This is a genomic window from Pseudomonas sp. NPDC098747 (assembly GCF_044760045.1).
Classification (GTDB): Bacteria; Pseudomonadota; Gammaproteobacteria; order Pseudomonadales; family Pseudomonadaceae; genus Aquipseudomonas.
The window spans coordinates 1-17,669 of sequence record NZ_JBIWAL010000061.1 but is presented as its reverse complement, the minus strand read 5'-3'; the positions used below and the strand labels follow the sequence as shown (position 1 = coordinate 17,669).

The 17,669-nt window shown below is 51.0% G+C and carries 15 protein-coding genes and 2 pseudogenes; 8 read left to right on the top strand and 9 right to left on the bottom strand.

Going from position 1 to position 17,669, the window contains the following annotated elements; translation table 11 throughout:
• Positions 1–615: 615 nt before the first annotated feature.
• The 6 genes and pseudogenes from ACIQVE_RS25255 to ACIQVE_RS25230 form a co-directional block, all read right to left on the bottom strand.
• Positions 616–2,655 (bottom strand): TniQ family protein, encoded by a 2,040-nt coding sequence (locus tag ACIQVE_RS25255; RefSeq protein ID WP_402813673.1) that lies wholly within the window; start codon positions 2,653–2,655, stop codon positions 616–618.
• Positions 2,601–3,554 carry a TniB family NTP-binding protein gene (locus ACIQVE_RS25250; RefSeq protein WP_402813671.1) on the bottom strand — a complete coding sequence of 318 codons (954 nt, stop codon included), beginning with the start codon at positions 3,552–3,554 and terminating at the stop codon, positions 2,601–2,603. Before ACIQVE_RS25250 ends, ACIQVE_RS25255 begins: the two co-directional genes overlap by 55 nt.
• Positions 3,538–5,385, bottom strand: a complete 1,848-nt coding sequence (locus ACIQVE_RS25245) for a DNA-binding domain-containing protein (protein ID WP_402813668.1) — start codon at positions 5,383–5,385, stop codon at positions 3,538–3,540. The genes ACIQVE_RS25250 and ACIQVE_RS25245 overlap by 17 nt, the downstream gene beginning before the upstream one ends.
• Positions 5,372–6,013, bottom strand: a complete 642-nt coding sequence (locus ACIQVE_RS25240) for a Tn7 transposase TnsA N-terminal domain-containing protein (protein WP_402813666.1) — start codon at positions 6,011–6,013, stop codon at positions 5,372–5,374. The genes ACIQVE_RS25245 and ACIQVE_RS25240 overlap by 14 nt, the downstream gene beginning before the upstream one ends.
• 690 nt (positions 6,014–6,703) lie before the next feature.
• Positions 6,704–7,426, bottom strand: coding sequence for a DNA-binding protein (locus ACIQVE_RS25235; protein ID WP_402813664.1), 723 nt, complete (start codon positions 7,424–7,426; stop codon positions 6,704–6,706).
• Between the two features lie 366 nt (positions 7,427–7,792).
• Positions 7,793–8,009: pseudogene (locus ACIQVE_RS25230) on the bottom strand (cytosine permease); the annotation flags it as partial.
• Positions 8,010–8,128: 119 nt separating this feature from the next.
• Here ACIQVE_RS25230 and ACIQVE_RS25225 point away from each other — a divergent pair.
• The 3 genes from ACIQVE_RS25225 to ACIQVE_RS25215 all read left to right on the top strand — a co-directional run bounded on the left by ACIQVE_RS25225 (position 8,129) and on the right by ACIQVE_RS25215 (position 10,447).
• Positions 8,129–8,572, top strand: coding sequence for an XRE family transcriptional regulator (locus ACIQVE_RS25225; RefSeq protein WP_402813662.1), 444 nt, complete (start codon positions 8,129–8,131; stop codon positions 8,570–8,572).
• A 648-nt stretch (positions 8,573–9,220) separates the two neighbouring features.
• Positions 9,221–9,592, top strand: coding sequence for a hypothetical protein (locus ACIQVE_RS25220; RefSeq protein WP_402813660.1), 372 nt, complete (start codon positions 9,221–9,223; stop codon positions 9,590–9,592).
• A 435-nt stretch (positions 9,593–10,027) separates the two neighbouring features.
• Positions 10,028–10,447 carry a hypothetical protein gene (locus ACIQVE_RS25215; RefSeq protein ID WP_402813657.1) on the top strand — a complete coding sequence of 140 codons (420 nt, stop codon included), beginning with the start codon at positions 10,028–10,030 and terminating at the stop codon, positions 10,445–10,447.
• 8 nt (positions 10,448–10,455) lie between these two features.
• Here ACIQVE_RS25215 and ACIQVE_RS25210 read toward each other — a convergent pair whose 3' ends face one another.
• Positions 10,456–10,755 carry a hypothetical protein gene (locus ACIQVE_RS25210; RefSeq protein WP_402813654.1) on the bottom strand — a complete coding sequence of 100 codons (300 nt, stop codon included), beginning with the start codon at positions 10,753–10,755 and terminating at the stop codon, positions 10,456–10,458.
• Positions 10,756–11,387: 632 nt separating this feature from the next.
• On the opposite strand from ACIQVE_RS25210, the gene ACIQVE_RS25205 reads away from it, so the two are divergent.
• The 3 genes from ACIQVE_RS25205 (at position 11,388) to ACIQVE_RS25195 (ending at position 12,999) form a co-directional block, all read left to right on the top strand.
• Positions 11,388–11,591, top strand: coding sequence for a hypothetical protein (locus ACIQVE_RS25205; RefSeq protein ID WP_402813651.1), 204 nt, complete (start codon positions 11,388–11,390; stop codon positions 11,589–11,591).
• Positions 11,592–12,178: 587 nt separating this feature from the next.
• Positions 12,179–12,412: a hypothetical protein gene (locus ACIQVE_RS25200; protein WP_402813649.1), complete on the top strand. Its 234-nt coding sequence runs from the start codon at positions 12,179–12,181 to the stop codon at positions 12,410–12,412.
• 395 nt (positions 12,413–12,807) lie between these two features.
• A complete protein-coding gene (locus ACIQVE_RS25195; protein WP_402813647.1) occupies positions 12,808–12,999 on the top strand; it encodes a hypothetical protein in 192 nt (63 codons plus the stop codon).
• A gap of 412 nt (positions 13,000–13,411) precedes the next feature.
• On the opposite strand, the pseudogene csrA reads toward ACIQVE_RS25195, so the two are convergent.
• Together csrA and ACIQVE_RS25185 are read right to left on the bottom strand one after the other, a co-directional pair.
• Positions 13,412–13,596: pseudogene (gene csrA, locus ACIQVE_RS25190) on the bottom strand (carbon storage regulator CsrA).
• A 480-nt stretch (positions 13,597–14,076) separates the two neighbouring features.
• Positions 14,077–15,021 carry a DNA-binding protein gene (locus ACIQVE_RS25185; RefSeq protein WP_402813644.1) on the bottom strand — a complete coding sequence of 315 codons (945 nt, stop codon included), beginning with the start codon at positions 15,019–15,021 and terminating at the stop codon, positions 14,077–14,079.
• Positions 15,022–15,153: 132 nt separating this feature from the next.
• Here ACIQVE_RS25185 and ACIQVE_RS25180 point away from each other — a divergent pair, with 132 nt between their 5' ends.
• Both ACIQVE_RS25180 and ACIQVE_RS25175 read left to right on the top strand, forming a co-directional pair.
• Positions 15,154–16,083: a site-specific integrase gene (locus ACIQVE_RS25180; protein ID WP_402813642.1), complete on the top strand. Its 930-nt coding sequence runs from the start codon at positions 15,154–15,156 to the stop codon at positions 16,081–16,083.
• Between the two features lie 1,074 nt (positions 16,084–17,157).
• Positions 17,158–17,427: a hypothetical protein gene (locus ACIQVE_RS25175; protein WP_402813640.1), complete on the top strand. Its 270-nt coding sequence runs from the start codon at positions 17,158–17,160 to the stop codon at positions 17,425–17,427.
• Positions 17,428–17,669: the final 242 nt, after the last annotated feature.

Sequence of the window (17,669 nt, the reverse complement as noted above, 5' to 3'; positions counted from 1 at the left end):
TCATAAATTCATGGATAAGACTACCATCCTGCTTAGATTTTATGATGGGTTGTAATGGCTGAAGCTCAGGTGTAAATGGTGCTTGGGTTTGGATGCCTGCGAACCATCCATGGAACTGGAACGATTTCTCAAAAGCCAATTCGGCGTGAAAATTCAGCTAATTGTTTAACCCTCAAGGGATCAGCAGCTATGCTGCCGAAGGGAGGTTGTGGGGTAAATCGAATACAAAAATTTTCATAAAACTTTATTGTTGCGTTTGTAATAAGCAAGATCGACAAAACCTTCGCTGGCCATAGCACTGATAGCCTTCGAGATTCTGTGTTACTACTAAAAAAATGGGTATAAAAGGGTGCATCGCGAATTTATGGAAGCAGCGAATCAGATGTATAAATATATAATGGCTTGGCAGTCTGTCGATTATTCGTTTGCGGGAGGGGGGGGCACCCAGGTCACGGTTGGTATCGTTAAAAATACCATTGTTTCAAAATGTGAAAATTAGCAGGAGGAATTATGTCAAATGTTTGGCGATTCTGGGGTTGCATTTTATGGATATAAGTTGACTAGTATGAAGCTTCTTGGTTGTATAGCCTTGATGAAATATTGATCAGTAGAGTTTTAATATTTTTGCTCGTCGGTTAAAGTTGCTCCGTGTTTTTTACCTGCGTACTGCTTCATCACTTTTTGTGTCTCTGTACGAAGCAAAGTGACCTGGCCCTTAATGAAGTCAGGGTGGTCTCTGGTAAGTGGGAGTATACCGCCTTGCTCTATTATTTTTACAATTGCACTTGCGTTGCGCATGAATTCTGTAGCCAGCGTCTGAAGCGTGGTGTATTTTTTTATATGGTTAACTAGTTTGTTTACGTCTGCCAGGCTGATCATGGCCGTGTGTCGAAGTGCTAAAGGAGTTATAAATCCAGAATTAATAAAACGGATGCGGATTAGGTGGGGGCTGCAATTTGCTTTTGCGCTAACCTCGACGACAGAAAGATGTTTTTTGCGCCATGCGATAGCCTCCAATACGCTTTCTCCTGTGCAAAACTGGCGGCCTTTTGTCTTATCTCGAGTGGTTACTTTCTTTGTTCGGATTATTCCTGCATCAATTAATGCGCTGGTGTCAGTGCGGGAGATTGACAAGAGTTCAGCTGTTTTTTTGAAACTCAGTAACGATTGGGCGGATAAGGGAGGCTGAATTAAAGCTGCTGCCTGCTTGTCGATCGTGCAAGTAAGTTCAGGGGGTACTTGATTTCTGAGATAAATTCTAATTTTATTGGCATACAGGGTAGTGTGGATCACGGTAGGAATGAAGCTGTCAATAAGTTTCTTCAGTTCAGTATCTCGCAAGCCGCTGCGAGACGCGATTTCAGAGCGTAACATATATTTTTCATTAAAGTCTTTAATTGATAATATCGTGGTTTTTGGCGGTTGTATGTATTTTGGTTTAAAGCCTTTTAGTAAGCCTGCGCTGATCAAATACTTTACATTCCGGGGTGAGGTATGCAAAAGTGCGGCAGCTTTTTTGTGATCAAGCAATTCGAAGTTCGATTCAGGCGATGGGTATGCATCCGTTGAGTCCCACGCACAGTCGCCTTGGTTGATCAGAGTGTTGCAAATATTCGGGCACTTATAAAGTGGTCTGCGAACGCTTGGATAGCTTTTGAAGTCTGTTCGAAAACATAATCTCTCCGCTTTGAGTTGGGTGACGTTAGCAAGCGAATTAAAAATGTATATAAGCTCAGGCTCCGTGAATAGTAGCTCGCTGCACCTACAGTCTTGCTCGTGGTTTGTCGGTTTTGATTTAAGGCTATTATAAAAATATTCGATACCGAATTTACTTAGAGTTGTGTCGGAGCTTAATATAAAAGGGGCCATTAAGGCTCTAAGATGAAGGCTGGGAAAGTACTGTCGTAGTGTTTGCATTTCATGAAAGAAAACGTCTTTTTTACCCGTTGCGATTTTAACGCAAGTTTTCATAAAGTCGAAGCCTCCGTCGGACGTGTGCAAATAACGGAATGCTGTCATCGATGCTAATAGCAGCCTGAAAAAATCCCCATCCCTATCGATCATCGCTTTTTTAATTATTGCGCTGGCGGTTTTGTCAGATGGTCTGGAAGGTGATTTACGAAGGTCAAATCCGCAGCGGCAATAGTAATTTCTTAGGAGCAACCAATCCAAGGGTTGGCTACAATGGGGGCATGATGTGATGTACTGCTCGGCGTGAATGGGGCATACATCGGAAAACTTAAGAGTATGCATGATATTTAAGTGGCCGGAGCGGATACAAGCAGAACATAGAACCAGTTGTTGGCGAAGCAGAGAAGCCGGAAACGAAACACCATTTATGTTGATGTGAGTCTGACTGCCACGCCTGAGTTTGGAGTGGAAAGCCTCTTCCAGTAATTCTTTTTCCGCTGGATGCAGCATCTTATGTTGAGTCAGCAGGTTATGCGCTTCGGAGCTGTTCCAATAACTGTTTGCAATATTTTTGAGTTTTAGCCGGAATACCGAGCTGAAAAATTTTAAAGTTTCATAACCGTTAGCGGTTGCGCAGCGTATTAGCAGGGAAATACCGCTCTCCTGTGGGTGCGGCACTGGTATGAATACTAATTTGTGCATTTTTTTGAACTCGTAAAGATTATTTTTTTGAGTTCGCTGCATGTTTTATCAAATGGGTTTTGGGGCGTGAGTCGAGTCGCAAGTTTTACTTGGCATGCGGCCATTGAGAAGTCAGAGATAAGCAAGTTGGAATCGTTGCGATTTAGAGCGTTGGTCAGCGAAGCATTTAGCAGAACCCTTAGAGCCCGCATATTACCACCCGTGGCTGCATATACACCGAGTAGTACCTTCTCATCGGTAAGAGGCGGGATCTCAATGAACCCCATAGACTCTTTAATATCGATAGCAAACGCCCGAATAAGCTTGAGGTAGTTACTGTAATGTTCAGGTGAAGCAAGGGAAAATGGCGAAAGTCTCGCACGATAAGGAAAGCGGTCAGCGAGCGCTTGGTGTTGATCGATCATTCGCTCGCAGGCTGGAGGGCCGACCAGCATGACTTCGCCAGAGTATATGTCTGTCAGCACCTTTACCCAGTCGGCTGCGCTTTGTAACGCGTGGCCAGTTCCGCTTCTTAATAGATGTTGCCATTCGTCTAAGATAATCATAACGGTTTGGCATGTATGAAGTATGTTGAATAGGCGGAATTCTAATGCGTCAACGGATTGATATTTTGTATAAGTTTCGAAGCAGTTAAGCAGCCGTGTGACCAGTGTTTTAATTGTTGCGTTGTTCGGTACCCGGCAATAAATCACTGGATTGATAATGCAGACACCATCGGCAGTGTGTTTTTTGGTGGGCGGGCCTAGTTCAGTCAATATGTCATCGCAAATTCGAGTTTTCCCAGTGCCCGGATCTCCTAGTAATATGACACAGCTTGGCTCTCCACGGAGTCGAGTAGCTTCCATTGAGCGATGAATAGTGTCCAGGGCTTCACGATACTCGGGGTGAGCGACAGTGAAGCTTCTGAAATGTTTGATTTTTTCTTCATTCATCAGATTCATGATCCAAATTTCCTCCGATCTGGTACGTGGGGAAATGTGATGGATCCGCGATAGGGCGTGGGAGTGCCCATTCAGACGGCGCTTTCTTTGAGGGAGGCTTGGGGGAAGCTTTTTTCGTTTTATTGTTTTGCTGGTACTCCTTGATACGTTGGCTCAGTTCGTAAAGCTTGACGCAGGCGGTGGTATTATCAAATTTTCTCCGCTCCTCTATGAATATTTTGCGCACGGCATTATGATCCGATAACGTTAGTCCATTTTGGTATTCCGGATTTGTACCTATAGCAGGATGCCAGTCATCTGGAGTGTCCGGGTGTGCGACCCATACACTTCCGAGATCGCAGGGATTGAAATAGACAATAGCCTGCTGCTTCGGCTTCAATCGTTGGCTCACCTCGGCGAGCCCTTGGCCATACCAGATTAAATTTGATTTTTTTACTAATCCTCTGTCAATTCGTAAGTGCCAGTTACTTAGGCAGAGTTGTTTTAGTTCGATTTCTGTGAACTGTTCGGGCGGTGGGGCTTGTAGTTTAAGCGTTTCATGTTTTTTATCTGGGCTGGTACAAAGTGTCCCATGCCAGGAGCTGTGATATGCCTCGAGCCAAAGGGTAAATGCCGCTCTAAGTTGCTCCAGCGTTAGACAAGCTCGCTGCTCCGATGGGTAGTCACCGCGTTCTTCGGGGCCGCTTTTAGTGGTGCCGGGTAGATTGTGGCAAAAGCCCTTGTTCACGGTGCCGAAGAATCGCTCGATAAACGATTTTGCGTCATAGTCGCCGACCGGCACGTAATCGCTCACAATTCCGAGAGTATTGAACGTAGTCAACGCCCACGTGTTGAATATTTCCGCACCGTGATCGGAAAAAATTGTGCCCATTTTTCCGTCGTTGGTGATGGCTCGAATTGTGGCAGCCATCATTTTTTCGGTGCATGGTGGGCCTATTGAAATATCCCACCCAGGACATCTGCGTGAAAATGGGTTGAGATGTGCGGACAGTGTTGGTCTTCCGATCAATTGTCCGTGACTATCAATAATATTTACATCCATGATCTGGCTATCAAATAGCGTACAGGCATAGGGATCATTTTCAATGTATAGGTGGCCACTGGACTTGCTTAAGCGTTGTGCCGCTTTTAACCCTTGACGCTCAAATGCCACGTGATATCGGTCCAGTTTGATAATTCTCCGACGGAAAGTGGCATATGAAGGAACGGCTAGCGGTGCACTGCCGTAGTTGTGTCGCTCCCTGTTTTCAGCCGTCACATGTCCAACCAGTAAACGATAAGTGTGGCTAAATGTCGGCCGTTCTCGGGTCAGGTACACGGTGTTGATATAGTGGCGTATAAGCTCCTCAACAGTAGCGTGTATCCTTTTTGTCCGAGTGACGGATGGTTTTTTCAGCAGTGAAAATGGGCTACGGTTGCTGGCCAAGTATCGATTTTTCCACTTCCACAGGGTGCTAACGCTAGGCGGATTAGGGTCTCCAATTCTGGTGGCGATACGGGCGATCATGAGCTTAGCTGCCGCGTTTGGTAGGGTGCCGTTCAACTCCTTGAAGCAGCCGTCCATATAGGCTCGACGGTGCGAAAAACGTCGCTTTTGATCAGCTGTGAGAGACACTAACTGCGCGCCGAGGCTGAGGTCGGTAGCGGCGCGTTGGTGCAAGAAAAGTTTGCCCTTCTGCTCCATGCTGGCGAACATCGTCACGTCAATGAAGCGATGGTATTGATGACTGAGTGATCCCAGTGAAATGAGTCCATCATTGATAGACACGATTTCAAGAATTTGATTGTCGAGGGAATATTGTGCGCCGACTTTAGGTTCAGTGATTTGCATGAGGCGGCTCCTCAATTAAAGTTTCCAGAGATAAGCGAGGCGTCATGTCAAACGCAATTTTTCGGCTGAACAGGGCTCTGTAAATGGCGCGCTCTCTCACTTGGGCAGGGTGGTCGAGAATGTGTCGCAGGCTAATCGGGTAAGAAAGTTTGGATAACAGATGAAGGCAGGCGCCATATTCATCGTCACTCACATTAAACGAATGAAGATATAAGAATCTTAAATTGCTCAGTTTCGGATTGAGGCGGATACTTTTTATATCAGCAAATGCCAAGGTTGCGCCGTCGCGCGAAAATTGTTCCTTTGCCGCCTCGAGTTTTAAACCAATGCGTGATGCTAATTTCTGAAAATCGGTTTTGACCTCGGTGTAATATGCTGACTCTGTTGTCTCAACAAAAAAATCCGGGGTGTATCGTCTTGGGTGTGTGGCAACATTGACGTGAAAAGGGCCTGGTTGGGATTCATAATAAATGACTGTAACGTCGTATTCCAATAAAACACAATAATCCTTCTCTAGCGCGCTATGGCAGGCTATTGAAACATGGGTTTTTCGCGACGGAAAAAAAATTAAATGTTTGCCGTAATATGCGTTATGCAGTGGTCGACGAGGCGGTTGGTAAGTACTCATTGTCTAAGCCTCTTACTGAGCAGATATTTCTCGCATTCCAAGCCGCGCCGGTTACCGTAGTCCATCGTCTACGAAGCTCGGAGTTTAATACACCTGCGCAGTCAGTCCCCCCTACCAATCCGGCAGTGCAGGCGTTGTTGTTCAACTATCGCTGGCGTCGTACTGTGTGGACTTAAGCCGTCGGCCGCCCTGTAAAGATTAATCGGCTAGAATTATCCGGGTTTCGAATCAGTCAATAGACCATGACTATCGTCTTACCTCCCACCTTGCAAGAGCCACCCACTTCTAAACGGAGGGAGTAAGCCCAATCCAGTAGGTTTACTCGGAAATATGGTGCCCTTAATCAATAGGGTACACCTTTAGTACACGTCGTCTACCAGTACGCGACAATCGGTAATCTGCTTTTAAAAACAACAAGTTAGTATTGTTCAATTCCACCCATCCTTGCCGCCTCCATGAAGTTAGTACGCTGGTGTGGAAGAGCCCTTCGTCGAAGTGTCGACACTTTCGATAGTAGTAATGGCACTCATTAGGCAAGGATGCGGCAGCAGCCCGAGGACGCATGAAGGTTGAAAAGGCCCGATGGCTGGCAGTGATGTTGGAAAAATTATGAGTAAGACTGTTGTTTATGAAAAATTATGCAAGGAGTGGTGCGATAGTCAGCAAACTAAGTACTTTTGGTTTGAAAGTTCATGTGTTAGTGGTGGGTGTTTCTTTGACGCCGTTCGTTAACTGTGAGGTGCGCTGAAGTTTTCGCAGTAGTCGAGCATTTTCATGATGAAACTCTACCAAGTCTCTTTGCGCACTCTTGAGCAGATCGGTATGGTAGCGTTGTTCTTCCGTGAAATGCGCTATTTGTTGTGCGTGCTGCTGTAACACGGTGTTGTATGTCTGCTCCCGGGCCTGGCGAAACTCTTCAAAGGTATTGCAGGCATGCTGCTTTTCATTGTTGAGAGTCGTTATTTTCGTATATTGCTCCTGTAATAAGCTGGTTAGTTCTTGGATGCTTTCTTGAGCCAGTGATAACTCCGAGGTCTGTTGGCTAAGTCGTGTCTTCAGTTTCTCAAGGTCGCGCTGTTTCTCAACGATGAGGGTTTCCACACTCTGCAAATTTTCTTGCAGCTGGATCTTCTCTAGGGAGAATTGCGCCTGTGCCTTGGCTAACTGCTCCTCGGCCTCGACCTGCAAACGTTCACTTAAAACCAGAACCAGCTGCGACAGCGGCTCGCTCAGCCGCTCGAGCGCGGCCCTGGGTTTTTCTTCGAGTTCTTTGAGGTAGCGTGAGATCGTGGTTTTGGAGCCGGTGTTGCCTAAAGCGATGCGCACTGCGTCGATAGTTGGGCGCTTACCCTGAGCCAGCAGGGTGGTTTTGGCATGTTGCACCAATTGCTTGTTGATGCCTTCGTGCGCCATAAAGGTCCCCTACTATGTTGTCCTGCATTACGTTGCATTTCATAACAACGTACAATGCCCAAGATCGAACGCTCGTTTGATAGGCTCAATGACACGAGACAGTTCAGCGTTGTCCCGGGTTATGACCGTTCGTCGGTGTTTTGTGCCTCGCTGGTGGTATGAAGATCAGCAATTGGCATGATTTCCTACCACGAGACAGGGCGGACGCCTGGGTGGCTCAAGGCGCGAAGCGTTAGCAACCCCCATCATAATATCACTGGGTTCCCTGGATAATATAATTCCGTGTTACAGCGAGTGGCAGAATCGCATTAGGTGGTGTCAGTATCGGGGTCTGATTTGTCATACCCATAATCACTCCCTACTGACGTCGAACACAGGGGATAAGGCAAAGAGCCCCAGCAGGCCTACAGCAATGACCGCCCACACCGCGATCCGGTTGACCCGCGACTTAAAGCGAAAACCGTAGTGGCGCATCGCCAGTGCGGGTGGCGCGAACAGGCTGTAGGCCTGGCCCAGGCTCGGGTCGGTTTCCAGCAGACCGACCCAGGCGTTTGGCGCCACTCATCAGCGCATCACCTGAACTCCGTGTTTACCGTTTCTCCACCGCAATCAATCGAGAGCGTCTGAAAGAAAGGCCGAAGTGCATCATGCAGATTCTTTGGCACAGTTTGGAGCGGCGGTGAGTCGTTTTAGTAACTCTCTATGATCGATTCAGAACCCCCGGCAGGTGCTATGCGACTTCGTGTTCAAACGGCTCAAGTCCTCGCAGCCACCGTCGGGTTGCGCCTGCAAGCGTCGCGGCTAAAGACGAACATCAGGGTTGAAACAGTGGCGGAGAATTCGGCGATCAGTCGTCAGCCGCTCCATCGGCTCTCGCTTAATCACGGCAAAGGCACCTTGATCAACTTGATCGCTGTTTTTCACGGGCTGGGCGAGCTGGTGCAATTGAGCTCATTGTTCGAAGAAGTTCGCCTCAACCCGCTACCAATCATTCGTCTGAAAGGTAAAAAGCTTCCGCGCACGTCCGGGCGAAGCGGTATTTCCACCGACGCCGAATCGCCCGGCTATTCATGCATGAGCAAAAATAGCTATTGGTTTAGAACGTCGTCACCTGCCTCTGTGAGCAAACTCGGCTCACTTTTTTGAGCAACCCGCATTTCCACTTCAGCGAATTCCGCGGTGGGCAAACCCCGTGAGGGCGTAAACATTGTAGTTGACTACGGAAATGGACGACACCGGGCGCTGTGGCTCGGTGAAGGCCCCTAAACGCGACGCGCTGTTCTAGCGCGGGAGACCGTGACTTTTAAGGATGTTTTTAATCTTTCGAGCCTTCATTACGCTACCAAGCCGACCTGCGATTGACCTTTGCTCTTTGAGTGGCTGCGCGCTAGGTGCAGGTGAAGCAGAAATGCGTATCTTCTGGCGCGAGGGGTGTGCCGACCTGGACCAAAGTGGCCCTGCTGGTCCTAAAAGTCGATGTAACGTTAGCCCGGATAAGCACGGAACCACAGATTTTCTGCCCGACAGCGAGGCACAGACCAATGGTGGCCGAGGCTCACGATTAATTCCCACCAATCCAATGATATTCCTCAAGTGATGGTGGCGGATGTGGGGACATGCTCTCGGCATTCTCGGCGTGCCATCAACCACACGTTGGCCGCCAGTGATCACTGAACAACCATGATCTTGAAACACTGAACATGAGAAAGGCCAAATGCATTATCGGTATCGCTGCCTGCCTTGATGTATAGGGTGTAGATTGAAATCAGTAGAAAACAGAAACGGGAGAGTGATATGAATCGCCTTGCGCTGGTGCTCATCGTCCTGTTGCTGACCGCCTGTGCAACCGAGGCCAAATATCAGAGTAAGCTCAACGCTTTGAAGGGTACCGATGAGTTAAGTCTACTTCGAAGTTGGGGGCCGCCTAACCAAGTTTTTGAAACTGATGGTCACCGGTTTTTAGTTTACAGAAGCAGCCAGACGATAATAGTGCAGGGCGCGGAGCCCATGTATCAGACGACGTTCTCCGGCAGGACTGCTTACACCCACCGCTATGGTGGTACACCGGACACCATCATGAACCTAGATTGTGCTACTACCTTTGAAATCGTCGATGGGAAAATATTTGGCACCTCATTTCGCGGAAGCAACTGCACATCCGATTGACGTGGGGCGCAAACAGCCTCCTTTTGAAACGGAAGGTGGTTGCTGGCCAAATGCGTGTCTGGGGCAGATTTCACCGATTTAACATCGGAGTAATCCAGGCATCCGGATCGGGCGCCGTGAAGGTTGCGGATCAACTGGGCAACAAAAGTGAGCAAGGGGTAGCAGGGAGGGTAATCAGGTAGTCAGCTTTAACGGCTAACGGTCGGGTTCAGAGAGCCTTTGCTGTGACTGATTGTGACTATGCACCGTTTGACGCTCGTAAGGCGTGGATAAATGCAGCGGGATGGATGGGATCTCAATGCTTTTCAGGACTCAAATGTTTTCCAGAGACATAGAAATTACTCGCCGCCGGTATCCGGCAGGCCGTGGAGCTGTAGGTTTGAGTCTCCAGCAGTAAGAATGCACCGGCGGGAGCTAACTGAGTAGTGCGTGTGATTGGCGCACTTCTGCGCGCCGTCGGCCATCACAATGTGTTGTCTGGCCAAGGACGGGCCTGACGATTTCCAGTCCTACAGCGGATATCGTAAAGCCCTCACAGCGAAGAGCTTCGCCGGTTTTGGATTGACGCGGGGTCACGGTCCACCTGCTTGCGATAGTCTGTGTCATAGAGGTTACGGCAAGCTCTTGCTAAATCTGGAGCTGGCCAAGGTGGCGCTTCCCATGGTGGCCGCCTGGAGGATCTTTGACGTAGCTGAGCATTTCGTTAATGCCGTGATCGCGTTCGACGTCGGCGATCTGATCGGACATTGGAACGGGGCGCACGGATTTCGACGGGAAGATTGTAAAGATGCAAACCTCGAAACCATTCACGCGTTCGAGAACCAGGCGGTGATCACTCGCATATTTCACTACTGATTTTCGTGTCAGACGCTTGTGAGGTCGAGTAGCTGAATACCAATGGGCAGGAGGTCTTCACCTTCCCATGGCTCCACCGTTTCTTCAGGCATCACTTCGTCCTCACGCTTTAGCGGAATGACTTTAAGAGAGGGAATTGTCGCTGTATGGTTGGCGCCGTCTGCCCGGTATGTCATTAACCTGTTAGGGGTGGCAGGGGCGTTGCCGGGCGGGCACCTTCCCACATCGCCAGCTGCTAGCGTTGCTCCACATCGGTGGTGATAGCTTGTCACGCCAGTTGAGTAGCGGACAGTGATGATGGTGCTCATACGATGATCCCTAGGCTCTCAATGAGGCTAAACATCACAACAACAATATCCATCCAAAAAAGCGGCTTCGAAGCATCTACCAATTTTTTATCCGGTGATTCGTGCTTCATGGCCGCGCTCTATGTGTCGCAGGATGTTAATTTTTCTCAGGTCATTTGCAGGCGGTGCCGGTCGATCCCTTCAAAAAAACAAACCTTGATCGAGGATCAGCAGATAGGCTTTTTGCGGCACCCGATGGTGGTAGCGCTGGGCCGGTTGCTGTTTCTTGGGCATGGCGACCTCCATGGACTGGCGTTTTGAATGATTGTGATCTATTGCTTGGTGTTTGGCATGAACTTAAGAGCGCGCTCCATGGAAAATAGACCAACCAATAAAGAGATATCCGCATACATAGAGATGACAGAAGATGAAGTCGCTACATACTACGTCGATTCAGAACGTAAATCGGATGGCGCATGGTTAATTCATTTCAACTATCTGACTCCTAAACGGCTTCGGCGCAGATTTACCGGAAGCTTCACACTATTAATTCTTCGAGAATCGCGAGTTCGATAACTCTCTCGATCAGTTGATTGGCGCAATTTTAAGGTGTGAACTATAGCTTTCACATGGCCCATGATGGGGAGCAGCCCATGACCGTCAATGAGCGTGCCGAAATGTATCTCCATGTAGAAGAGTGGGATGTTGCGCGTCACGCAGTTGATGAGTACGTACGTTCGTACTATCCATTCACCGCTGACCAAATCCTTGAATTCATGCGGTTAGAAGGTAGGGTGTTCAGTGCCGCAGTCAAACTTGGAGAGTTCAGTATTCGGCTTCATGCGCTAGCTAACTAGGTCGACGCCGCTGATGACTCTTACAATTCGTAGGCCAAGCTGCAAGCCTTGGCAACTCCGCGCCGCCCGCAGCGGGTCGGGCGCCGTGATTGAGTGGTAATGTTATTGGGTAATCATGCTGCAAATTGTCGTGAGATACAAATGGTGCTGAGAAGGAGGGCGCCACCAGCGCCGCGCCAGATGGCATGCCGGCTGCTAATACGTTGAATGCCGGTCATGGCGAGTCTCCCGTCACCAGCAGTTCGCATGCACGGTCAATGCAACCGGCGATTCGATACCGACAATGAGCGTGCTTCTGGGCAGCTTCGGAGCCTCTTTACGGGGACCTACAGATCTGCTCTGCTTGCAGATCAAGGAGCAGTCGTCATTCAGGCTTTGGACTCGCGCGGTAGGCATGACTTACTCTCCTAACGGATCTGAAACGCTATAAGACGGCGGGCGTTGGTCTGTTGATGGAGCTCTGTTCAAAGTCCGCTTTCTGTATCGTGAGTACGATGAGTTGGTTTGAGCGATTCGTTCTCGGATGAAGCCATGAGTAAGGTTTGCCTGGACCATGCCTTCGCAAAGATCTGCGTCGGAAAGACGATTTGCTGATCCATCAATTTGCCGTGCTGTCATTGCAAGTGAACGTTTGGGATTCCGCTCACACACTCTTCATGTTCATCCATCTGATTTTTCCTGTTTCCGGAGCACTCAGCCAGCTGGTTAAGCGTAGCGCTGACTCGTTGTGCGCGAGCCTTGCGCTCGATGAGGTCGCGCGCATCTCGCGCAGTGAATCGCTCGGCATGTATTACCACGCACTAGGGTCATCAAAAATATGAGGGTTGATGCCTCTACGCTGATCACCGGGAGGCAGCTTTCTACGATTCTTTCCAGCCCCTCTTACTAGTTATTGTCGGCGTAGCGGGTGACATGTAGGTCTTCGACTGATTGGCGGATTATTCGAATGCATAGATCGTCGCCCTGACCGGAAGGGACTTCCGCAAGGTTCCGCCCGGCAAGGTCACGGCGTATGGAAACAGTGAAGAAATCCTTGGGAGTTTTAAACACGAATCACCCGTCAAACGGATACCGCTGACAGACGGATCGTCTGTATTGGCAGTCCGTTGGCGCTAAGGCATAGTGATATGCGCACCTGCCTTCAGGTCTGTTAAGCGTCGAAACAAGCCGCATTACGAGCGATTTCTTGGCACAACCGGTATCAAGGAGAATTTGGATGGAAATAAAAGTTCGCTGTGCGCGGTGTGGCGGCACCAATGTCAGGCTCCCGGAAAAATTGAAGGAAAATTCAATCGTTGCGTGCCAGAGCTGTGGTGGCCGTGGCAAATATGGTGCGCTAAAAGCGCAAGCCCTGACTGAAGCAGAGGGGCTTTTTATGGGTAAACTGGGGGAGCTGTATAAACACTGAAGAGTTCGTCTTGATAGTCCACCCGTCATCGCATCTAATCGATACACGAACTGGAACCTGCGCAGTTGGCAGCGCCTTCATCGAAGTTGCGGTGTCAGAAACATGGGCAAGGGATACCAGTAAATTCTTCGAGTCGGATCTAAGCTCAATGAAGGCGCGTGCTCCCGTCCGTGGATCCTTCCCCTATGCGCCAATGGGTGACGTCATGCACATCGATATCACCATCTGCATGATGATAGGCATCGCAATTTTAATGGTCATTTATCTTGCTCATTTGTCTGTTGTTTTTTCCTGACATCACAGTCACGCGGTATCGGTGAACTCTGAGGTGATGGTATGCGCAGTATCCATCGACCACTGTGCCTCAGGGTTCATCGATTTGTTCTCAGCGAGAGCGTTGGTTAGCGACGGGCTATCTTGGCGGCGGTTTTTGCGCGCCGGTTTGAATCCGCTCGTAGATCTCTTCGCGATGCACTGGAACATCCCCTGGTGCACGTATGCCTATCCTTACTTGCTGGCCGCTTACGCCTAGTGCGGTCACGGTAATCTCGTCATCGACGTTGATTGATTGCCTACTGTGCGGGTCCATATCAGCATGTTCCTGTTCCTAGCATTGGTTGGATTCCCAATGCCGCTTCGCAAGAAGCGCATCAGTAAATTGTCACTACACTCCTCGAATTTCATTGCGCGGCAACGAAGTGTGATAGGCCTACACCATGCAGCCAACAAATACTGTTTAGTGAACCTCCCGGCCATTCTGGAACCCGTAAGAAGAGCAGGTCGCGCGCGAAGCCAAACTGCTCAACAGCGTGGATACGGCGACAAGACATGCGAGGATCAATAAAGTCTTTGCTGCATACGCCACGCGTCGATACCGTCGTCCGCTAGGCGCAGACCCAAGTGCTGTCCGATCTACTTCAGCACCATCAGTTGAACTGCCTAAATAGGCCCCACCAAACTGTTTGCCAAACATGGCCGGAGAGTCAGGTTTGCAGTGTTCACATCCGCGAAGTTGACATCCTTTTAATTGAAATCCTATCGATGAATTAAAGGTATGGTCATCGTCCGGTAACTGGCCTAGGGTGAGGGCGTCAACTGGCGCAGGAGCCTCTGCAACGTCTCAATTTGACGTGATTGTTCGCGTAGCTGCCGCCGATCCTTGCGGTGCTGCAGCAGATACGGTTTGACCCGTTCACCTAGTACGGCGTGTTCGGTCTTCAGTTGTTGCAACTGGGTGCTCAGCCCGTCCTGGCGCTGCTGACTGTCACGCAGTGCCTGACTTAGTTGACGCAATTCCAACTGATGCGCCCGGTGTTCAGTAAGCAGGCGTTCCTGATCGCGGTACACGGTGACTAACTCTTCCTGTTTGGCCAGTTGCGCGTTCTGAAGGCTCCGTAGGTCTTTGCGCAATTGCTCAGTTTGTTCATCGTGCCGCCGTAACTCCTGGCCGCGCTGGGCCAACTGCTCTTGACGATAGTGCTCCAGCCCTTCCCGGGCATGTTGATGTTTTTCCTCTAAGGATTGCAGCTGAGTGGCGCGCTCTTCCAGCATCTGTTGCTGGCCCGTAACCAGCTGTCGCAATTGCTGACGTTCACCCTCACTGTCTTGTAACTGCTCGCGCAGAATCCGTTCGCACTGTCGCTGTTGCTCCAGTGCGCTCGTCACCTGGGTGATTGTGGTCAGTGCTTGTTCAAGGCGCTCGCGTAGTTGCGTGCGTTCTTCGGTATAACTCAGCTTTTGCCGATCAAGTTGGCCGCGTTCCTCCGCAATGGCCTTCTGCGCATTTTGCGTCAGACGCTCAGCTAGACTCCCTACAAACGACAGCACTTCTTCATCGACGGTGGGTGGCAGCGGGTTATCCGTGACGTTGCTGAGTTCTTTCAGGTAGCGTTGGATCGTGCTTTTCGAACCGGTGTTGCCCAGTTCGACCCGTACCAGGTCGATGCTGGGATGCAGCCCGCGGGCCAACAGCGCACCACGCGCGGCGTGCACTAAGGTTTTGTTGATACCGCCGCGGGCCATGTCAGGAGCTCCTGTAGATTCCCGATAGATATGCAGTATGGCCCAAGGTGACCGACATGCTCGTCCACTGGCTTATCGTGATGCTGTCCGCGCTTATTACGCGCCACGACCTGCCAGGCCTGAGGTAAAAGTATGACTTCGGCGTCAGAGCGTTACCTGCAGGCCGCGCGACGAGAAAGCACCACGCGCCGGTATGAGCAGGCCTTGGCCCACTACGAGGCCGAATGGGGCGGTTTTTTACCTGCCTCCAGTGAAGCGATCGTGCGTTACCTGGCCGAGCACGCGGAACGCCTGGCCATCAGTACGTTGCGCGGCCACCTGGCGGCGTTGGCCCGCTGGCATCAAAACCACGGTTTTGCCGATCCGACCAAGACGCCGCAGGTGCGGGACGTGTTACGCGGCATTCAGGCCCTGCACCCGCGGCCCGTGCGCCAAGCCGAGCCTTTGCTCCTGCGAGAGCTGGAGCTGTGCGTCGCGGCCCTGCAGGTTGAGGAGGGATCGTCCGAGCGGCCGGTGCGCCTACGCGCCGGTCGAGATCGGGCTTTGTTGTTGCTGGGCTTTTGGCGCGCCTTTCGCAGCGATGATTTGTGTCGTCTGCGCATTGAAACCAACCATTTGGTGCCCGGAGAAGGGCTGACCCTGTTTCTCTCCAGTAGCAAATCTGACCGAGATTACCAAGGGCGCACCGTCAGCGTGCCTGCCTTAAAACGTCTGTGCCCGGTCCAGGCTTATGAGGATTGGCTGGCCCTCAGTCAATTGCAGAGTGGGCCGGTGTTTTGTGGCATCGACCGTTGGGGCCATCTGGCCCCGACCGCCTTGCACCCGTACAGCGTGTCGCGGGTGTTGCGCCGGGCGCTGACGCGCGGTGGTGTCGCGGGGGAACGCTACAGCGGGCATTCATTACGCCGCGGCTTCGCGACCTGGGCCACGCAAAACCAATGGAGCCCCAAGGCCTTGATGGAGTATGTCGGCTGGCGGGACGTGCAGACGGCCCTGCGCTACGTGGACCCGGGAGAGTCCTTTGGCGACTGGCGGCGCGACATCGCCACTGAGTCAAAATGACTGCGCGGTGGACGATTTCGTAGTGCGCTACAGGCCATGATATTACATGTGTACAGTCGGCCGATGATCGTCCGAACGAGCAAAACAAGCGGGTTTGAGAAGACAGGATTCTCAAACCTCAGCAAGGCTTTTTGATCAAGATTGCAAAAATGGCCGTACGATTCGAATAGGTCGGCCGAGTTCGGGGCGGCATCTTCCAAGGCCCGCCCTCGTGGAGCGCAGTTGGGTGCGCGGAACCGGCCATGACGCCGAACTAGCGGTGTGGAAGTGCGCAGGCTGGCAGTTTGGCTTGATGAGAAATGGACAACGGGTCCTGCTGGTGGTCGATCGGCCGTGTTGAGACCCGCACCTCATCGCCTTTCGGCGGGTTCGCCGAGGCGGGCGCTGGCGATCATGTTTACGGAGGATGATAGAGCCAGGGCCGCGAGCATGGGCCAGAAAGGGCCTTCCCGAGCGGATTTTTTTCTTGATTTTCCGCGGCCCCGCTGCTGCGGCTATTCGCCATGTCCCGGGCTGACCCAGCTGACCACGGAAGTTGTTGAAACTCCACTGTGTGGATGGTTGGAGGACGCAGAGGGGACGCGCTTTATCAAAGCGGCTGGGTGGTGGCCCCGTCCTGGTGAGGTTGGGGACGGGGTGTGAGGGTTGGCGCGTCGTACTTTACGAAGTCATCCCATGAAAGCGACCGGGGAGCCGCTTTGCCAACCCTCAGCGAGCCCATTTAGCAACGCAATGAACGTCAATGAAAGTTAAAAGTACTCAGTGAGTGAGGATGTTGAGGGCGCCGCGCAGGATGAGAATGAGGAGGCAAAAAAAATCCACGCGCTGTTGAGACAGCGCGGGGCGAGTATGAGCCTCAAGGAGCTCCATCCCGGAATAAGGTTCGCACCACAGCAGCAAGCTGCTGCGCCTCGTCAGGGCCGCCATGAATAGCCCCCGGCTTGCCATATTCCGGGGCTATTAGATGTCAGTTTGAATTGGATGAAAAGATAATAGGTATCAGAAATCTTTTTTGACCGCCCCACAGGGGCGCAATGGGCCGAATGACCTGAAGCTGGTGTATTCGCAGCCGAAGTGCCCGGCCTGAACTTGCGCCCAGGCCCTTGGGGGCGGCGTCGACGCCTTGCATCTGTCACCCTGCACCGCATCGACGAAGAGCAAGCTCGACTCTTGCACCCGCTGTTCGACAAAGTCGAACAGCGCACTGCCAAACGTTTTAAGCAGGTCACCCGGGTTATTGGCGGCACCGTGTGGAACGCTCGCGGCTGTCAGCGCTTGATGACGCCCAACGGACTGGCGCAACTGACCACAGAAAGGTCGATATCGCCGCTCTGGATGGCGTAAGGCCCTCAATTTAAAAACAATAATGCTGCTGAGGCAGGGGCTCAGGGAATGGTCTTGCTATGGGTCATACCTTCGAAATTACGCGGCGCCACAGCACGCTGTCGTCATGCGCATCTTTGATTGTTTTTGATTTAGATATTTTGATCAGCGTTTGGATACTCGTGGACTGCAATTCTCATGTGTATTTGACGTTTAAGGTCTTGGATGTCCTACGCGAATAAGCTCTACACGCACTATTTCGA